The 17,298-nt window shown below is 57.1% G+C and carries 15 protein-coding genes and 1 tRNA gene; 5 read left to right on the forward strand and 11 right to left on the reverse strand.

The features are described 5' to 3' along the window. Nucleotides 1–144: 144 nt before the first annotated feature. Complete coding sequence (locus IMQ56_RS20365; RefSeq protein WP_015571846.1) at nucleotides 145–1,401, forward strand: nucleoside permease; 1,257 nt, start codon at nucleotides 145–147, stop codon at nucleotides 1,399–1,401. Nucleotides 1,402–1,480: 79 nt separating this feature from the next. Here IMQ56_RS20365 and citG read toward each other — a convergent pair whose 3' ends face one another. From citG to IMQ56_RS20405, 8 genes are read right to left on the reverse strand one after another with little or no spacing between them, the layout of a single operon-like run. Next, nucleotides 1,481–2,284: a triphosphoribosyl-dephospho-CoA synthase CitG gene (gene citG, locus IMQ56_RS20370; protein WP_047746952.1), complete on the reverse strand. Its 804-nt coding sequence runs from the start codon at nucleotides 2,282–2,284 to the stop codon at nucleotides 1,481–1,483. Further along, a complete protein-coding gene (gene citX, locus IMQ56_RS20375; protein WP_022651835.1) occupies nucleotides 2,262–2,801 on the reverse strand; it encodes a citrate lyase holo-[acyl-carrier protein] synthase in 540 nt (179 codons plus the stop codon). The genes citG and citX overlap by 23 nt, the downstream gene beginning before the upstream one ends. Further along, a complete protein-coding gene (gene citF, locus IMQ56_RS20380; RefSeq protein ID WP_023304410.1) occupies nucleotides 2,798–4,321 on the reverse strand; it encodes a citrate lyase subunit alpha in 1,524 nt (507 codons plus the stop codon). The genes citX and citF overlap by 4 nt, the downstream gene beginning before the upstream one ends. 10 nt (nucleotides 4,322–4,331) lie before the next feature. Beyond that, on the reverse strand, nucleotides 4,332–5,207 hold the full coding sequence (gene citE / locus IMQ56_RS20385; RefSeq protein WP_015571849.1) for a citrate (pro-3S)-lyase subunit beta: 876 nt from the start codon (nucleotides 5,205–5,207) through the stop codon (nucleotides 4,332–4,334). Beyond that, a complete protein-coding gene (gene citD, locus IMQ56_RS20390; RefSeq protein WP_017382935.1) occupies nucleotides 5,204–5,497 on the reverse strand; it encodes a citrate lyase acyl carrier protein in 294 nt (97 codons plus the stop codon). The genes citE and citD overlap by 4 nt, the downstream gene beginning before the upstream one ends. A 16-nt stretch (nucleotides 5,498–5,513) precedes the next feature. Then, nucleotides 5,514–6,536 (reverse strand): [citrate (pro-3S)-lyase] ligase, encoded by a 1,023-nt coding sequence (gene citC / locus IMQ56_RS20395; RefSeq protein ID WP_063158055.1) that lies wholly within the window; start codon nucleotides 6,534–6,536, stop codon nucleotides 5,514–5,516. Between the two features lie 13 nt (nucleotides 6,537–6,549). Next, nucleotides 6,550–7,413 (reverse strand): fumarylacetoacetate hydrolase family protein, encoded by an 864-nt coding sequence (locus tag IMQ56_RS20400; RefSeq protein WP_015571851.1) that lies wholly within the window; start codon nucleotides 7,411–7,413, stop codon nucleotides 6,550–6,552. Between the two features lie 17 nt (nucleotides 7,414–7,430). Then, nucleotides 7,431–8,792, reverse strand: a complete 1,362-nt coding sequence (locus tag IMQ56_RS20405) for a 2-hydroxycarboxylate transporter family protein (protein ID WP_015571852.1) — start codon at nucleotides 8,790–8,792, stop codon at nucleotides 7,431–7,433. 345 nt (nucleotides 8,793–9,137) lie between these two features. On the opposite strand from IMQ56_RS20405, the gene IMQ56_RS20410 reads away from it, so the two are divergent. Together IMQ56_RS20410 and IMQ56_RS20415 are read left to right on the forward strand one after the other, a co-directional pair. Next, complete coding sequence (locus IMQ56_RS20410; protein ID WP_017382937.1) at nucleotides 9,138–10,775, forward strand: sensor histidine kinase; 1,638 nt, start codon at nucleotides 9,138–9,140, stop codon at nucleotides 10,773–10,775. Next, complete coding sequence (locus tag IMQ56_RS20415; RefSeq protein WP_015571854.1) at nucleotides 10,765–11,457, forward strand: response regulator; 693 nt, start codon at nucleotides 10,765–10,767, stop codon at nucleotides 11,455–11,457. The genes IMQ56_RS20410 and IMQ56_RS20415 overlap by 11 nt, the downstream gene beginning before the upstream one ends. 76 nt (nucleotides 11,458–11,533) lie before the next feature. Here IMQ56_RS20415 and IMQ56_RS20420 read toward each other — a convergent pair whose 3' ends face one another. Beyond that, entirely contained in the window at nucleotides 11,534–13,672 is a 2,139-nt protein-coding gene (locus tag IMQ56_RS20420; RefSeq protein ID WP_196063889.1) for an ornithine decarboxylase, read from the reverse strand. A gap of 181 nt (nucleotides 13,673–13,853) precedes the next feature. Here IMQ56_RS20420 and IMQ56_RS20425 point away from each other — a divergent pair, with 181 nt between their 5' ends. Both IMQ56_RS20425 and IMQ56_RS20430 read left to right on the forward strand, forming a co-directional pair. Then, complete coding sequence (locus IMQ56_RS20425; protein ID WP_017692680.1) at nucleotides 13,854–14,567, forward strand: DUF554 domain-containing protein; 714 nt, start codon at nucleotides 13,854–13,856, stop codon at nucleotides 14,565–14,567. Between the two features lie 95 nt (nucleotides 14,568–14,662). Next, a tRNA-Phe gene (locus IMQ56_RS20430) sits at nucleotides 14,663–14,738 on the forward strand. A 76-nt stretch (nucleotides 14,739–14,814) separates the two neighbouring features. Here the strand turns inward: IMQ56_RS20430 and IMQ56_RS20435 are convergent. Both IMQ56_RS20435 and IMQ56_RS20440 read right to left on the reverse strand, forming a co-directional pair. Next, nucleotides 14,815–16,599 carry a hybrid sensor histidine kinase/response regulator gene (locus IMQ56_RS20435; protein ID WP_047062718.1) on the reverse strand — a complete coding sequence of 595 codons (1,785 nt, stop codon included), beginning with the start codon at nucleotides 16,597–16,599 and terminating at the stop codon, nucleotides 14,815–14,817. Further along, nucleotides 16,596–17,228 (reverse strand): response regulator transcription factor, encoded by a 633-nt coding sequence (locus IMQ56_RS20440; RefSeq protein ID WP_017382736.1) that lies wholly within the window; start codon nucleotides 17,226–17,228, stop codon nucleotides 16,596–16,598. Before IMQ56_RS20440 ends, IMQ56_RS20435 begins: the two co-directional genes overlap by 4 nt. Between the last annotated feature and the right edge of the window lie 70 nt (nucleotides 17,229–17,298).

Here is a 17,298-nt window from a genome sequence, read left to right on the forward strand (position 1 = left end):
ATCCAGACTGCAAATTAATGTGGATTGCATTTTTTTGCGGGAGGTAACAAAACATATCGTTGCCAACTGATAGAATTGCATCAAATAACAACCCTGAATGTTCCCAAAACAACATATCTCCCGCTCACTTGTGAGGAAAGTAACATGAACCTTAAGCTGCAGCTTAAAATCTTGTCGTTTCTGCAGTTCTGCCTGTGGGGTAGCTGGCTGACTACACTCGGCTCCTATATGTTTGTGACGCTCAAGTTCGATGGTGCGTCGATCGGTGCCGTTTACAGCTCGCTGGGTATTGCGGCTGTCTTCATGCCAACGCTGCTTGGTATCGTGGCGGATAAATGGCTAAGCGCGAAATGGCTGTATATGCTTTGCCACCTGGTGGGTGCGGGGACGCTGTTTATGGCGGCCGAAGTGACCACGCCGGGGGCGATGTTCATGGTGATCCTGCTTAACTCGCTGGCCTATATGCCAACGCTTGGCCTGATCAACACCATCTCCTACTATCGCCTGAAATCTGCCGGTCTGGATATCGTCACCGACTTCCCGCCAATCCGTATCTGGGGCACCATCGGCTTTATCATGGCGATGTGGGGCGTGAGCTTCGCGGGCTTCGAGCTGAGCCATATGCAGCTCTACATCGGCGCGGCGCTCTCCGTACTGCTGGCGCTGTTCACCCTGACACTGCCCACCATTCCGGTATCTAATCAGCAGAAAAACCAGAGCTGGAGCACCATGCTTGGCCTGGACGCCTTCGCACTGTTTAAAAACAAGCGCATGGCGATCTTCTTTATCTTCTCCATGCTGCTGGGCGCGGAACTGCAAATCACCAACATGTTCGGTAATACCTTCCTGCACAGCTTCGATAACGATCCGCTGTTTGCCGGGAGCTTTATCGTCGAACACGCGTCGGTGATGATGTCCATCTCGCAGATCTCCGAGACGCTGTTCATCCTGACCATCCCGTTCTTCCTGAGCCGCTACGGTATCAAGAACGTCATGCTGATCAGTATCGCCGCCTGGATGTTGCGCTTCGGTCTGTTCGCCTATGGCGACCCGAGCGCGTTCGGCACCGTGCTGCTGGTTCTGTCGATGATTGTTTACGGCTGTGCCTTCGACTTCTTCAACATCTCCGGCTCGGTGTTTGTGGAAAAAGAGGTGAAGCCTGAAATCCGCGCCAGTGCGCAGGGCATGTTCCTGATGATGACCAACGGCTTCGGCTGTATTCTGGGCGGCGTGGTGAGCGGCAAAGTGGTTGAGATGTATACCACTAACGGCATCACCAACTGGCAACCAGTGTGGCTGATCTTCGCCGGGTACTCGCTGGTGCTGTTCTTCGCGTTCATCGCGCTGTTCAAGTACAAGCACGTGCGCGAACCGCACGGTGCGCAGCCGATCGCGCATTGATTGTTGTGCCCGGTGGCGCTGCGCTTACCGGGCCTACAAAACCAGACCGTAGGCCGGGTAAGGCGTAGCCGCCACCCGGCTATTTTATTCCAGAAAGTACCCACCCCACCGACAGCAAATCCGCGCTGCCGCCCGGGCTCAGGTTGCGTTCAATCAATGCCTTATCCATCTTCAGCAACGCCTCGCAGTCCCAGCCGTTAGCCAGCAGTTCCCGCGCGTAGCCCTGAACGTAGCGCAGCCCCTCAATGCCGCCGCGCGAAACGAGATTGCTGTCCTGATTTACCGCCATCAGGCGCAACAGCAGGCCGTGAAGCGACTGACCGTTCCACGCATCCAAAGCCTTACGCACCGTGGCAAAGCCGCTTTCTGCCTCGCCACGCGCGCCGGTTAAACCGTACAGCTGAAACTGCCGCTCCCCCGCCGTTGCCTGCCCACTGCGCCCGGCCAGCTCCCTCGCCACCAGCCCATGACAGATGTTACTTACCTCACAACAGAGGCTATCCGCAGAGATATTTTTCACACGCCCGGCGGCGAAGCAGAGCAAACCGAGGGCAAAAATCCCGCCCTTGTGGGTATTTACCCCGCCCGTGGCGGCGTACATTGCCTGCTCGCAGGCCATTCCCATTGGGCGAAGAATCCGCAACTGCCGATCGGCAGGTTTGGCCGCATGTGCTTCCCCCAGTTCCGCAAACCGGGCAAACCACGGCGTAATCGCCATAATGCTGCGGACAAACAAGGCATGGTCCATATCGCGATGGGAGCCGTTATTGAGCCTGTCCACCAGCCCCGGTTTTGGCGTCAGCTCCAGCTCCTGCCACAGCGCCGCTTCGGCAAGCGCAGGCACGTCAACCGGGCGCGGTTCAGTCGCGAGCAAACCAGTCATCGATCATCTTCTCCACGCGGGAAACCACCTGCTCAGCGGGGTGATTGCGCGAACGGGAACAGGCGTGGGCGGGCTCGTCACAGATCAGGCAGCGTCTGAGATTCGCCCCCAGCGACTGACGCCCGACGTGGCCGTTTTCAGGGCAGATCACATCCAGATCCCACAGCCTGCCGAGTGGGTGCGTCTGCTCCAGTTCTGCACAGTGCGCCTTAATTTCCGCCGCCGGATGCGCGATGCACCACAAGGCTTCAGGTCCGGTGGGTAGCCACAGCACCTTACGGTCCAGCACCTGCCAGCGGTTTTCCCACAGCAGCTGGTCGCACATTTGCAGCGCCACGCCCATGGTGTTGCGATAGCGAAGGCTGTCTTTGATTTCCCCGGGCGTAACCAGCGTGAGGGAGATCACCGGTTGTTGATAGTGCGCAAGCATGTCAGCCTGGCGCGCTGCGCGGCGCTCTTTCGCCGCCAGCAGTTCGTCCAGGCTGACACCCGTCCGCACGGGTGTCGCAATAGTCACACTTCCTCCTTTACCTGTCGAACGGTGTCGATCACGCTGCCGTCGCGGTAGCGGATCACCCCGACGATTTTGTCGGTGAACTCAATCGGTTTCGGTACGCCTGTCAACGAAATCGCTCGCTCATACAGCGCGTTGATATCTACAACCTTCAGCCCTGCTTCCATAAGTCGTTCGCGGATCTCCGGGCGCGCCGGGTTGACCGCAATACCGTGGTCGGTGACCAGCACGTCAATGCTCTCCCCCGGCGTGAGGCGGGTGGTAACGCGCTTCACGACGGTCGGGATGCGGCTTCGCAGCAGCGGCGCGACCACAATGGTCAGGTTGGCTGCCGCCGCCACGTCGCAGTGTCCGCCGGATGCGCCACGCATCACGCCATCGGAGCCGGTGATGACATTGACGTTAAAGTCGACGTCGATTTCCAGGGCGCTGAGGATCACCACGTCGAGCTGGTCGCAGCTTGCCGCCTTGCTGCCGGGGTTGGCGTAGACGTTGGTGGAGATCTCCACGTGGTTCGGGTTGCGCGCCAGCGAGGCCGCTGCCTGGCCGTCAAAGCACTGGGTGTCGAGCAGCTTTTCGATGAGCCCCTTCTCGTGCAGATCCACCAGGCTGCCGGTGATGCCGCCAAGGGCGAAGCGCGCCTTCACGCCGCCGCGCTCCATCTTCTCTTCCATAAAACGGGTGCAGGCGGTAGCCGCTGCACCGGAGCCGGTCTGCATCGAGAAGCCTGGTTTGAAATAGCCAGAGTGTTCAATCACGTCCGCCGCATATCGGGCGATCATCAGCTCGCGCGGGTTGCTGGTGACGCGCGCCGCGCCGACGCTGATTTTCGCCGGGTCGCCCACGCTCTCCACCTGCACGATGTAGTCCACCTGATCCTGCACCAGGCTGGCGGGCATATTGGGGAATGGCACCAGCGCTTCGGTCAGCAGCACCACCTTACGGGCAAAGTGCGCATCCACCATGGCGTAGCCCAGCGAGCCGCAGCAGGATTTGCCGTGCGTCCCGTTGGCGTTGCCAAACTCATCGCTGCACGGCACGCCGAGAAACGCCACGTCGATATTCAGCTCGCCGTCCTGGAGCAGCTTCACGCGCCCGCCGTGGGAGTGAATTTGCACCGGCTCGTCCATCAGCCCGTGGGAGATGGCATCCGCCAGCCTGCCGCGCATGCCGGAGGTGTAAATCCGGGTGATGACGCCACTCTCGATATGCTCGATCAGCGCGTCGTTGCAGGTCATCAGCGAGCTGGAAGCCAGGGTCAGATTTTTGAAACCCATCCGCGCCAGCAGCGCCACGACGGTGTTGATCACCCGGTCGCCTTCGCGAAAGGCATGGTGGAAGGAGATGGTCATCCCGTCCTGCAAGCCGCTGCGCTTAACCGCCTCTTCAATTGAGGCGCAGAGCTTGCGGCTGTGCTTCGCCTCGCTGTCCGCCAGCCACGGCGTCGCGCTGTGGGCGGTATCAAAGGGTTTCAGATCCCGCAGATGGGGGAAATTTACATGGAGAAGTTCTGTCTGATTCATTATGTCATCCTTACCGACGCACGCCAGAGGCCGCCGCGCGCTCCAGCACCACCTGCGCGTGGTTAATAATCGGTGCATCCACCATTTTGCCGTTGAGCGACACCACGCCCAGGCCGTTACGCTCGCCCTCTTCTGCCGCCTCAATCACCCTTTTGGCGTGATCCACCTCTTCCTGAGTCGGGGCGTAGGCGTTGTGCAGCAGGTCTATCTGGCGCGGGTTAATCAGCGATTTGCCGTTGAAGCCCATCTTGCGGATCAGGTCGACCTCGCGCAGGAACCCGGCTTCGTCGTTAACGTCGGACCACACCACGTCGAAGGCGTCGATACCGGCGGCGCGTGCGGCGTGCAGCACGGCGCAGCGGGCATAGAACAGCTCGGTGCCGTCGCCGCGCTCGGTCTGCATGTCCATCACGTAGTCAAAGGCGGCCAGCGCGATGCCGATCAGGCGCGGGGAGCTGCGGGCAATCGCCACGGCGTTGATGACGCCAATGGCCGATTCAATCGCCGCCATCACGCGGGTGGAACCCACATCACGCCCGCACTCCTTCTCGATACGCTCGAGGTGGCCTTCCAGCTCGTAAATATCGTCCGGGGTGTCGGTTTTCGGCAGGCGAATCACGTCCACGCCCGCGCGCACGGCGGCCTCCAGATCCAGCAGACCAAACGGCGTGCTCAGCGGGTTAATGCGCACCACGGTTTCGATATCCTGATACATTGGGTGCTGCAACGCGTGGAACACCAGCATGCGTGCGGTGTCTTTCTCGCGCAGGGCCACGGCGTCCTCAAGGTCAAACATGATGGAGTCGGGGCGGTAGATAAAGGCGGTAGAGAGCATGGCGGCATTGGCGCCTGGCAGGAACAGCATACTGCGGCGGAGTTTGCTCATTTCAGCGCCCCCCAGTTGATGGCCTGTTCATCGGCGGCACGCAGAAGCGCGCTTTGCAGGCGAGCGCGGATCACACAGTCCAGCGCCCCTTTGTCTTCAATAATGATTAATCCCTGGTGCACGTTCATGGCGCGCAATGTGTCGTTGACCACCTGGCGTATTTGCTCGCCAAACTGCTTAATCACTTCACTGTGGATGACAATCTCCAGCTCACCGTGAGCGGGGGCGATTTTCACCATCAGGTCGCTGGACTCCTGCGTTCCGGCCAGCGCCTCCCTTACAATATTCATGATAAATTCCTGATAGTTATGCGACTTCCGCACTCGCACGATAATGTGCTTCGAGGTGCGCGAAGGTGGAGTCCGGGACAATCTCCCGGATCCGGGAAAACTGCTGTGTCTTGAGTAAACGGCGCACTTCCGAGGCCGAAATGGCGTTGCCGGTGGCTTTGATGCGCGGCATCTCCACCACGTCGATGTGCGAGGCCAGCAGGTCGTGCAGCGTCTGGTTGTATTGCCGCGTGATGTCGCAGAACGGCTCCGAGCCGATGAAGCGGTGCGTGATGCCCAGCGCCGGGGCGATATAGTCCCGGAAGATCAGCACGTCGATCTCGCTCCACGCCTGCTGCACTTTGCCGGTCTCCTTCAGGAAGTAGGCCGGAAACGTGGCGCGGGAGATGATGTACTGCGAGCCTTCATGCACCACCACGTTCGGCAGATGCGCCACGCCCGCACGCACCATCTCAATGCGCGCGCTGAACGGGAAGAACGAGGCGTCTTCACGCACCACAAACAGATGCAGGGCATCGCACTGCGCCGCCGCCTGCTCCACCAGATGACGGTGGCCGAGGGTGAACGGATTGGCGTTCATCACGATCGCGCCCGTTTTTTCCCCACACCGGCGCTTCGCGCGCAGGGATCGGCAGTAGCGCGCGATCCCCTGCGGAGTGTTCTCCATTAGCACCGCGTTGTTCCCGCTCTGGGCAATCGGCCAGAAACCGCTGCGGCCAAAGCGCTCCTTATTGCACGGACGGGTGCAGAGGAAGAGGTGAAAATGGCCGCGCTCCAGCGCCGCGTTTTCCACCTCTGCAAGCAGACGCGCGCTGAGGTTTTCCCCACGAAGCTGCTCGTTGACCGCCACGCATTTGATGACGTTGGCAGCCAGCCCGGCGCAACCCACCAGCTGCGCGCCGGACCAGGCTTCGACAAACAGCGTGATGTCGTTGTCCAGGCCAAGGCCGCTGTCTGCCAGCAGGTAGCGGATCTGGCTTAAGCGTTCTGGGTGTTTCGCCACAACGGTGTGCCGAAAATCAATGGGTTGCGATTGCATGCTGCCGCCTTACTCAGTGCGCTGCCGCGAGCCCGACGGCTGGCGCTTCCACGATCACGTTGCTCAGATGACCGATATGCTCGATCTCCACCTCAATGCGATCCCCCTCCTTCATAAACAGCGGCGGGTTGCGCTTTTTACCCACGCCACCAGGCGAGCCGGTGATGATCACGTCGCCCGGGCTGAGACGGGTGAAGGTGCTGATGTACTCGATCAGCTCCGCCACCTTGTGGATCATGCTGCTGGTGTTGTCTTCCTGCACCATGCGGCCGTTCAGCCAGGTGCGGATCGCCAGGCTGTGCGGGTCCGGGATCTCATCCGCCGTCGCCATCCACGGGCCGAACGCCCCGGTCTGGCGCCAGTTTTTCCCGGCGGTGAACCAGGTGTGCTGCCAGTCGCGGGCGGAGCCGTCCATGTAACAGCTGTAGCCCGCCACGTGGCGCAGGGCGTCGTCGCGGCTGATGTTCTCCCCGCCTTTGCCGATGATCACCGCCAGCTCGCCTTCGTAGTCGAACTCGCTGGAGTGGCGCGGCTTCAGCACCGGCTCGTTGTGGCCGGTCTGTGAATCCGGGAAGCGGACAAACAGCGTCGGGGCCGGGTTGTGCTGGTCAAACTCCTTGCGCTTGTCGGCATAGTTCATGCCCACGCAGAGGATTTTTTCCGGCTGGACAATCACCGGTAAGAAGGTGATGGCGTTCAGCGGTACATCCACCGCGTCGTTCAGAAAACGGGTGGCCTGCGCCAGCCCGTTCCCCTGCAACAGCGCTTTAAGGTCGCCATAGCGGTCGCCCAGGCGGCGGCCCAAATCAATCACGCCTTCGGCCTGTACGATGCCGTAGCTGCGTTTTCCCTGGTATAAAAAGCTTGCGAGTTTCATTGTTCTTTCCTGAAAACTTAAACGAGGAAGTTGCCCAGAATCAGCAGTGAGACAGAGACGTTAATCGCGCCGCCGATACGGGTAGCAATCTGGGCGAATGGCATCAGGCTCATGCGGTTGCCTGCGGTCAGGATCGCCACGTCACCGGTGCCGCCCTGCCCGCTCTGACAGCAGGAGACGATGGCGACATCAATCGGGTGCATACCAATCTTTTTGCCAACGAAGAATCCGGTCGCCACCAGCGCGGAAACGGTGCTGACAATCACCAGCAGGTTGCTGACGGTGAACGCCGCCACCAGTTCATGCCATGGGGTAATCGCCACGCCGACAGCGAAGAGGATTGGGTAGGTCACGGAGGTCTGGAAGAATTTGTACACCACCTGGGAACCCTCCAGCAGACGCGGAGAGGCGCCGTTGCAGAGCTTCACCAGCACCGCCATAAACAACATGCCCACCGGCGCTGGCAGACCAATCAGCTTGTGACCGAGCATGCCCAGCATGTACAGCAGCACCGCCAGCAGCGCGCCCGAGGCGATTGTCGTCACGTCCGCTTTGCCGGAGAACGCAGGTTGGGAAACAGTGGCATCAGCGTTGGCGCGATTCGGCATCAGCTGGCCTTCACCGGTCAGGTGCGGGTAGCGTTTACCGAGCTGGTTGAGGCAACCGGAGATAATGATCGCCGTCAGGCCGCCGAGCATCACCATCGGCAGCACGCGGCCGAGCGCCACGCCCTGATCCATATGCAGCAGGGTGGCATAGCCGATAGAGAGCGGGATCGCCCCTTCCCCGACGCCGCCCGCCATGATCGGCAGAATGATAAAGAAGAAGATCTGGAACGGCTCGAGGCCCAGCGCCAGCCCAACACCCATGCCGACAATCATGCCGACGATTTCACCGCACAGCATCGGGAAGAAGATGCGCAGGAAGCCCTGGATCAGCACGGTGCGGTTCATACTCATGATGCTGCCGACGATAATGCAGCAGATATAGAGGTAGAGAATATTGGTGGATTTATAGAATTTGGTCGTGGACTCAACCACCACGTCCGGCAGCAGGCCGTAATAGACCAGCGCGGAAGGGATAAAGGTGGCGCAAATTGCCGCCGCACCGAGCTTGCCGACAATCGGCAGGCGTTTGCCGAACTCACCGCAGGCAAAGCCGAAGAAGGCCAGCGTGGCCACCATGACCACAATGTCGCTCGGCAGTTTTCCGCCCAGGCAATCAATCGCAATCAGCGCGCCCGCCAGAACGAACAGCGGCAGAGGAATAATCCCGATTTTCCAGGTATCCATAATATGCCACCAGCGCTCTTTGAGCGATGGCCGCTGAATATCAATCGGGTCGTGGGTAACAGAGAATGAATCGTCAGTTGTGCTCATAATAAGCCCCTTAGTTATTTTGTGCGTTCAGCTTAGAGTCACAAAGGCTTACTTTATGTGAGGGATGGCATATTAAAAGCGAAGTTTTAATGGACGCTATGGTTTTAATGGTTTCTTTTATTTAATGTGATTTACGCCTTATTTATTGCCGTGGTTTTTATGGTTTCTTTTCTTAACTGAACAAAGAAATAACATTTATTCATTTAACCTTAAGAGGATGAGACTTTCGGAAAAATCTTTTACAGGCTGCGCTGTGCAAGGGATCACAAGTTTTCGGCAAAGCGGGCATCCTGGCTTTAAAAGATGATATATTCAGCCGACCTGTTGATATCTCGCGTGATAGTTATGAAAGTATCGTTTCAGATCAAGCTGTTTATTTCGCTGGTCGCCTTTTTCTCAGTGCTGTTCGCATTACTGGGCGGATATTATTATGTCGATGTCGGCAGGCAGCTTTATCAGGAAATGAGCGCGCGCGCAAAAATACAGGCCGAAGAAATTGCGCTTATTCCTACCCTGCGAAAAGAAGTCGAACAAAAGGATATCCTGGGTATCCATGACTTTATGCAGAAAATAGCCGCCCGCAGCGACGCCAGTTTTATTGTGATTGGTGACAATAAGGGGCTGCATCTTTTCCACTCCGTGTTTGCCGACCGGGTAGGCAAAACGCTGGTTGGCGGAGATAACGACGAGGTATTACACGGCAAAAGCACCATCACCATCCGCAAGGGCGGGTTAGGCATTTCGCTGCGCAGCAAAGCGCCCATTTTTAATGATGCCGGGCAGGTGGTGGGGATTGTTTCGGTAGGCTATCTCACGAGCTATCTGGACACCATCACCGTCAACAAGGTGGTTAATATCCTGATTGCCGCCGTGCTGCTGCTTATCGCCCTGTTTATTTTCTCCTGGTTCTTCACCCGCAGCATCAAGAAGCAGATATTCTCTCTGGAGCCGCGCGAAATCGGCCTGCTGGTGCGCCAGCAAAAGGCGATGATGGAATCCATTTATGAAGGGGTGATTGCCATCGACGACGATCTCCGCATTGAGGTGATCAACCAGGCGGCGCGTAAATTATTAGGCTTACGCCAGCCCGCCCGCGAACTGCGGGGTCAGCTCATCAGCCAGGTGATCGCGCCCGTCCCGTTCTTCAACGCGCAAACCATGCTTGCGAAAGACACCCACGATGAGATCTGTCGCTTTAACGATCTCACAGTTATTGCCAGCCGGGTGCGGATCATGCTGGAAGATGCGTTGCAGGGCTGGGTGATCACCTTTCGCGATCGCAACGAGATCGACTCGCTCAGCGCCCAGCTCAGCCAGGTGAAGCGCTACGTTGATAACCTGCGCATCATGCGCCATGAACAGCTGAACCGCATGACTACGCTGTCCGGCCTGCTGCATATGGGCCGTTATGACGAAGCGATTCGCTACATACAGGCGCAGTCGGAACACGCTCAGGAGCTGCTGGACTTTATCTCGTCCCGCTTTAGCTCTCCGACGCTGTGTGGTTTGCTGCTTGGAAAGGCCGCCCGCGCGCGTGAAAAAGGCGTTGAGCTGAGTTTCGACCCGGCCTGCCGGGTGGATAAACCGTTCCTGCCGCTGCTCGAATCGGAACTTATCTCGATCATCGGGAACTTGCTGGATAACGCCATTGAAGCGACCCAGCGTGCACCGCTCCCGCATGCCCCGGTGGACGTGCTGATAAAGCTGAACGAGCAGGAACTGATTATTGAAGTCGCCGACCAGGGCGTCGGCATCACACCGGAGATCCGCGACCGGATCTTTGAGCGCGGCATCACCACCAAAACGCGCGGCGATCATGGTATTGGCCTGTATCTGATTGAAAGCTATGTCACACAGGCTGGCGGTGCAATTGAAGTTGCCGATAACACCCCACGCGGTGCCATTTTCTCACTGTTTATTCCCGCCACGGGAACGGCCCGGCACCCCGTACAGGAACTGGAAGATACCGACTATGCAACATGAACTTATCGACGTACTGATTGTTGAAGACGAGAACGAACTGGCGCAACTGCACGCGGAGCTTATCGGTAAACATCCGCGCCTGAGGCTGGTGGGGATTGCCGCGTCGCTGGCCGACGCGCAGGTACAACTGGAGAGCAAACAGCCGAAGCTGATGCTGCTGGATAACTACCTGCCGGACGGCAAAGGCATCACCCTTATCAGCAACCCGATGCTCACCCGCGCCAACTGCTCGGTGATTTTCATCACCGCCGCCAGCGATATGGACACCTGTAGCCAGGCAATTCGTAACGGCGCGTTCGACTACATCCTCAAGCCGGTTTCCTGGAAGCGCCTGAGCCAGTCGCTGGAACGTTTTGTGCAGTTTGCCGAACAGCAGCGCGTCTGGAAGATTGTCGACCAGCAGAACGTAGATTCACTCTATCAATTGCAGGCGAAAAACTATCGCCTGGACAACGGCAGCAAAGGGATAGAGGAGAACACGCTGGCGCGGGTGCAAATGCTGTTTAACAACAAGGCGGCGCACTGTTTTACGGTGGATGAGGTGGTGAGCGAGACGGGCCTGAGTAAAACCACCACCCGGCGCTATCTGGAACACTGCGTGGAGGTGGGTTTTCTGACAGTGGAGATGCTGTACGGGAAGATTGGGCATCCGAGAAGGATGTACCGCCGCGCAGAAGCCTGACGCAGTATTGTAGGCCCGGTAAGCTTGCGCCACCGGGCAACTCGCCGGGTGGCGCTAACGCTTACCCGGCCTACGTTCAGACATTCAATACGTATCCATACAGCCGCTTAATCCCGTCCGCATCTTTCTCGCTGTAAACGCCCTGCAACTCTGGGGAGAAACCCGGCAGCATATTAATGCCCTCTTCCAGCGCCAGGAAATAGCGCTGTACTGCTCCACCCCAGACTTCCCCGGGCACCACACACAGCACGCCCGGCGGGTATGGCAGCGCACCTTCGGCGGCAATGCGTCCTTCAGCGTCACGAATACGCACCAGTTCGACGTTCCCGCGAATGTACTCCTGGTTGGCATCCTGCGGGTTCATCACCACGGCAGGCAGACTCTCCTGACGGAACATCGCCTTCTGTAAATCCTTCACGTTAAAGCTGACGTAGAGATCGTGCATCTCCTGGCACAGCTGACGGATCGTGTAGTCGCGGTAACGCACCGGGTATTTCTGATAGATAGTCGGAAGCACATCCGCGAGCGGTGTGTCGTCTTCAATATGCTGTTCAAACTGCCCCAGCATTGCCACCAGCTGCATTAGCTTCTCCGCGCTCTCGGCTGGCGTCAGCAGGAACAGGATGGAGTTGAGATCGCACTTCTCCGGCACAATGCCGTTCTCGCGCAGGTAGTGGGCGAGAATGGTCGCCGGAATGCCGAAATCGGTATAGTGACCTGTTTCAGCATCAATGCCCGGCGTGGTCAGCAGCAGCTTGCACGGATCGACGAAATACTGCTCGCGGGCATAGCCTTCAAAACCGTGCCATTTTGCACCCGGTTCAAAACTAAAGAAGCGACGCTCGCTGGCGATAGCCTGTGTGGGGTGATCCTGCCATGGCCGCCCCGCCACCACCGGCGGGATAAACGGTTTGATCATATTGCAGTTGGCGATGATGGCCTTGCGTGCTTCAATGCCCAGCTCGACGCACTCCGCCCACAGCCTGCGTCCGCTCTCGCCCTCGTGGATCTTGGCGTTCACGTCCAGCGCCGCAAACAGCGGGTAAAACGGGCTGGTGGAGGCATGCAGCATGAACGCATTGTTCAACCGCTTGTGCGGGCAGAAGCGCGACTGACCGCGAATATGGTTATCCTTTTTATGGATCTGCGACGTTTGCGAGAACCCGGCCTGCTGCTTGTGGACCGACTGGGTCACGAAAATTCCCGGATCGTTCTCGTTCAGTTCCAGCAGAAGCGGAGACGTTTCCGCCATCATCGGGATAAATTGCTCGTAGCCGACCCAGGCGGAGTCAAAGAGGATGTAGTCGCAAAGGTGACCGATCTTGTCGATCACCTGACGGGCGTTGTAGATCGTGCCATCGTAGGTGCCGAGCTGAATGATCGCCAGACGGAACGGGCGCGCCTCGGTGGCTTTCTGCGGCGCGACGTCACGGATCAGTTCCCGCAGCCAGGCCTCATCAAAGCAGTGCTCATCAATCCCGCCGATAAAACCAAACGGATTACGGGCTGCCTCAAGATAGACAGGCGTTGCCCCGGCCTGGATCAGCGCTCCATGATGGTTGGACTTGTGGTTGTTACGATCGAACAGCACCAGATCGCCACGGGTCAGCAGCGCATTGGTCACCACTTTATTGGCCGCCGACGTGCCGTTCAGCACGAAGTAGGTTTTATCCGCGTTGAACACTTTCGCCGCGAACTTTTGCGCGTGCTTGGCGGAGCCTTCGTGGATCAGCAAATCACCGAGCTTCACGTCGGCATTGCACATATCAGCACGAAACACGTTTTCACCGAAGAAGTCGTAAAACTGCCGCCCCGCCGGGTGTTTTTTGAAAAAGGCGCCGTGCTGGTGACCCGGACAGGCAAAGGTGCTGTTTCCCATCGCCACATACTGGCTCAGGGTGTCAAAAAAGGGTGGCAGCAGGTTCTCTTCATACCGGCAGGCGGCAGATTCCAGTTCCAGCAATTCCTGTGCTTTACCTGAGATGATCGCCGTGACACCCTCTGGCATCTCTCCTGGCTCTGTTGAGAACATAAATACCGGTAGCTGAAAGCCCGTACGCTTCAGCAATGCGAGAATGCCGCTGTAGCTTTCAACAACCGTAATGACGACTGCCGCCACATCGGTGAAATCAGTGTTATCCAGCATAACTTTTTCGCGATGCGTAGAAACTTTGGATACCAGCTCACGGCTGACGGCAATTTTCATGGTTTTCATAAGCGCAAACACCCTCACCGAACGGCGAGACAGGAAGGAGAAAATTCGCGCAATCATGTCACCTTTTATTTTCAGGTGCAAGAAGGAATCAGTATGCGTTACGCCTCCCAAAGCTAAGCGTAATCAGGGACGAACGTGCCATAATCATGCAATGCCAGTGCTTAAATAACAGGAGTTAAACGTGGTAATTGGACCCTTTATCAATGCGGGAGCCGTATTGCTGGGCGGTGTACTTGGGGCAGTATTAAGTCAGCGCCTGCCGGAGCGTATTCGCGTCTCCATGCCTTCTATTTTTGGCCTGGCGTCGTTAGGGATTGGTATCCTTTTAGTGGTGAAATGCGCCAACCTGCCGGTGATGGTACTGGCGACGCTGCTCGGCGCGCTCATCGGCGAGTTTTGCTATCTGGAAAAAGGTATTAATCACGCGGTAGGCAAAGCCAAAAATCTGATTGCCCGACCAGGCAAGGCAAAGCACGGCACGCACGAGTCGTTTATTCAGAACTACGTTGCGATCATTATTCTGTTCTGCGCCAGCGGCACGGGGATATTCGGTTCGATGCAGGAAGGGATGACCGGCGATCCCAGCATATTGATTGCGAAAGCGTTTCTGGATTTCTTTACTGCCACCATTTTTGCCACCACCCTCGGCATCGCCGTCGCCGCGATTTGTGTGCCGATGTTGCTTATTCAGCTGGCGCTGGCCACCTGCGCCACGCTGATCCTGCCGCTGACAACGCCAGCGATGATGGCAGACTTTACCGCCGTCGGCGGCCTGTTGCTGCTGGCGACAGGGCTGCGCATCTGTGGCATTAAGATGTTTGCAGTGGTGAACATGCTCCCTGCCCTGCTGCTCGCGATGCCGCTTTCCGCGCTCTGGACGCGCTTTTTCGCTTAAGTTTGCGACGAAATGGTGAGAGAGTGTGCAGTCTGCACCGAAAGCAACAAATTTCGTTGACGCCGGAGGGAGGATCGGGTTTAATGCGCCCCGTTGCCCGGATAGCTCAGTCGGTAGAGCAGGGGATTGAAAATCCCCGTGTCCTTGGTTCGATTCCGAGTCCGGGCACCAAATTTATATTAACGGACCTCCACGGAGGTCCGTTTTTGCATTATGAACCCGCCAGAATCGACACTTCTGCATTCCCTTAATGACATCCCGACCACTGCGTCAGCAGCGCATGCAGTTTAGCCGGCTCCAGAGGCTTGCGGAGCACCAGGTAACCCTCCTGCTCCGCCTCCAGCAGAACCGGTGAATTAAATTCGCCGCTGACTATCGCGCCGCTCATATCCGGCAGACGTTCAAAAAGCGCTTTCAGGATATCGAAGCCGCTTTCGCCGGATCGCAGGCGCTGGTCGCACAGCACGGCGAACGGCGTAAAGCCGTCGTCGATTATGGCAAACGCTTCTTCAGCCGAGGCCGCACAGCGTACATCGATTCCCCAGACGCTCATCAGGCTCTCCCAGGCAGACGTCACCAGCGGGTCGTCATCAACGACCAGGCAGGAACCGTGCAGCGGCGCATAGCGTACCGGCGTGGCGGTGTTGTCAGCGGCGGGCGGGATGTCCAGCGCAATGTCTTCGCCAGCATATTGGGTAAAGCGCATCCAGAAGCGGGAGCCTTTCCCTTCAATGGATTGCATTCCGTATTTTACCTTCATGAGCTTGGCACAACGGGCAACGACGGCCAGCCCCAGCCCGTGTCCGGCGCTGTCGATCTTCCATGCCAGCTCGGGGCGGTAGTAAGGTGAGAAGATTTTGCCCTTCTCTTCATCGGCGATACCGACTCCCGTGTCCCACACCTCCACCATACACTCGTCACCGCGCGGTCGGATGGCGACCAGCACCCCGCCCTGGAGCGTGTAGCGAAGGGCGTTTTGAATCAGGTTAATCAGGGACTGTCGCACCAGCAACGGATCGCCCATCACGTCGATACGGCGTTTAGGCCGCCGGATGCACAGCCTAAGCGCGCGACTGTTGGCCTCTTCACGAAACAGCGTGATGACCGAGTCGAGCAGAGCGCCGATATCCACTTTGGTCGGGGCAGAGAGGACATTCCCGGATTCTATTTTGCTCAGATCGAGCAGAGAATTGAGCATTAAATGCACCGAGCGAACGCTCTGCTGAAGGTCAAGGAGTTGCGGCGTCAGGCTGTCGTCCCGGTTTCGGTGGAGGATGGCTTCGATCAGAAAGCCCATAGCGTGCACGGGCTGGCGCAGATCGTGGCTGGCGGTGGTCAGAAACTGATTTTTATCCAGCAATGCCTGCTCCGCGTCCTCTTTGGCCTGACGAAACTGTTCCGCAAGGCGTGAGCTTTTTTCCTCAAGCAGCGCTTGCTGAATAAAGAACGCATGGGAAGTTAACGCATGGCGGTAAATCGCGAAGCCGTAAAGCAGATTCAGCATGAGCACGATGAACATCAACTCATCCAGCCGCCAGATAATACCGAGGTTAAGCACCCCCCAGGAGGCGAAGAAAAAACGCGTAAAGGTACTGATGACAGGCGTCAGATGCGTCGCATTGGCGGCGACGATGGCGGCAATGCTGATATTAAGTAACAGGAAAAAGTCAAAATTCTGCGTCTGTGGCGTAATTAAATAGAGTGATGAAATTCCCAGCCCGTGAATAAAGGCGATATTATTAATACGCGGAAGCCAGCGCCGCAGAACGTCCCTTTCACCGTTTTCTTTCGCTTCACGCTGATAGCGTCGGTGCAATATTCGTATCGCCACGGCACATAGCAGATAAATAATTATCCAGATAATCGTTGGGCCGAGTTCGTCCCCAAGCATATAAATCCAGATGGCGAAAGGAATACCAACAAAGGGCACTGCACTAAAGCTAAATACCAGCCGCAGAAAGGTGTTGTTTAGCAAACGGATCTGCGCCGGAGCAGAGATACCATCATTTTGTAAGCTCTGAAAAAACCTCATTCCGACGGTTCCTGCTTGCCATGCAGAAGCGTGATGGCTTCGACCCGGCTGTTAACGCCTATCTTTTTCAATATATTGCTGATGTGTTCTTTGACCGTGGGCTCAGAAATTGAAAGCTGGGCGGCGATGCGTTTATTTGGCAGGCCGCGCATAATCATATTTAACACGTCTATTTGTCGCGGCGTTAAGTTAAATTTACTTAACTTCTCATTATTCGTCTTAACGGAAATTTCGTTTCCCTCAGGAAACCATGTCTGATTATCAGTGAGTGCGAAAACGGCCCGCGAGAACATCTCAGGTGGCTCGCTTTTCAATACAAAACCGTGTCCCCCGGCGGCATTAACTTTGCGCCAGATATCATTATTGTCATCCCCGCTGACCACCAGGAGTCGTACCTGTGGGTAAAGTTGCTTTACTTCTTTGAGTAATTTCAGGGCCGTTCCGGAAGAGAGCCAAAAATCGATTACCAGCAAACGTGGCGGGCCATGATCCCTAATTTGGCGGTAGCAATCATCCTCATTCGTCACCACACACGCCTGCTTAAAATGGCAATGTGTAATCAGAAAATTGGCGATGCCGCTTGCTACCAATGGATGGTCATCAACGACTAACGCATAATTCTGTCCCAAAGGAGCCTCCTTTTACCTTCGCATATCTTAGAGTACAGATGAATTATTATCTACCCACCCTACTTTAGGA

The organism is Enterobacter sp. Res13-Sevr-PEC09-46, from assembly GCF_015672585.1.
In the GTDB taxonomy this organism is placed as follows: Bacteria; Pseudomonadota; Gammaproteobacteria; order Enterobacterales; family Enterobacteriaceae; genus Enterobacter; species Enterobacter hormaechei_C.

What these genes read in the sequence shown, in the direction of transcription:
- IMQ56_RS20365 (WP_015571846.1), top strand. Translation starts at nt 145, where the DNA reads ATGAACCTTAAGCTGCAGCTTAAAATCTTGTCGTTTCTGCAGTTCTGC.
- citG (WP_047746952.1), bottom strand. Translation starts at nt 2,284, where the DNA reads ATGACTGGTTTGCTCGCGACTGAACCGCGCCCGGTTGACGTGCCTGCG.
- citF (WP_023304410.1), bottom strand. Translation starts at nt 4,321, where the DNA reads ATGAATCAGACAGAACTTCTCCATGTAAATTTCCCCCATCTGCGGGAT.
- citE (WP_015571849.1), bottom strand. Translation starts at nt 5,207, where the DNA reads ATGAGCAAACTCCGCCGCAGTATGCTGTTCCTGCCAGGCGCCAATGCC.
- citD (WP_017382935.1), bottom strand. Translation starts at nt 5,497, where the DNA reads ATGAATATTGTAAGGGAGGCGCTGGCCGGAACGCAGGAGTCCAGCGAC.
- citC (WP_063158055.1), bottom strand. Translation starts at nt 6,536, where the DNA reads ATGCAATCGCAACCCATTGATTTTCGGCACACCGTTGTGGCGAAACAC.
- IMQ56_RS20400 (WP_015571851.1), bottom strand. Translation starts at nt 7,413, where the DNA reads ATGAAACTCGCAAGCTTTTTATACCAGGGAAAACGCAGCTACGGCATC.
- IMQ56_RS20405 (WP_015571852.1), bottom strand. Translation starts at nt 8,792, where the DNA reads ATGAGCACAACTGACGATTCATTCTCTGTTACCCACGACCCGATTGAT.
- IMQ56_RS20410 (WP_017382937.1), top strand. Translation starts at nt 9,138, where the DNA reads ATGAAAGTATCGTTTCAGATCAAGCTGTTTATTTCGCTGGTCGCCTTT.
- IMQ56_RS20415 (WP_015571854.1), top strand. Translation starts at nt 10,765, where the DNA reads ATGCAACATGAACTTATCGACGTACTGATTGTTGAAGACGAGAACGAA.
- IMQ56_RS20420 (WP_196063889.1), bottom strand. Translation starts at nt 13,672, where the DNA reads ATGAAAACCATGAAAATTGCCGTCAGCCGTGAGCTGGTATCCAAAGTT.
- IMQ56_RS20435 (WP_047062718.1), bottom strand. Translation starts at nt 16,599, where the DNA reads ATGAGGTTTTTTCAGAGCTTACAAAATGATGGTATCTCTGCTCCGGCG.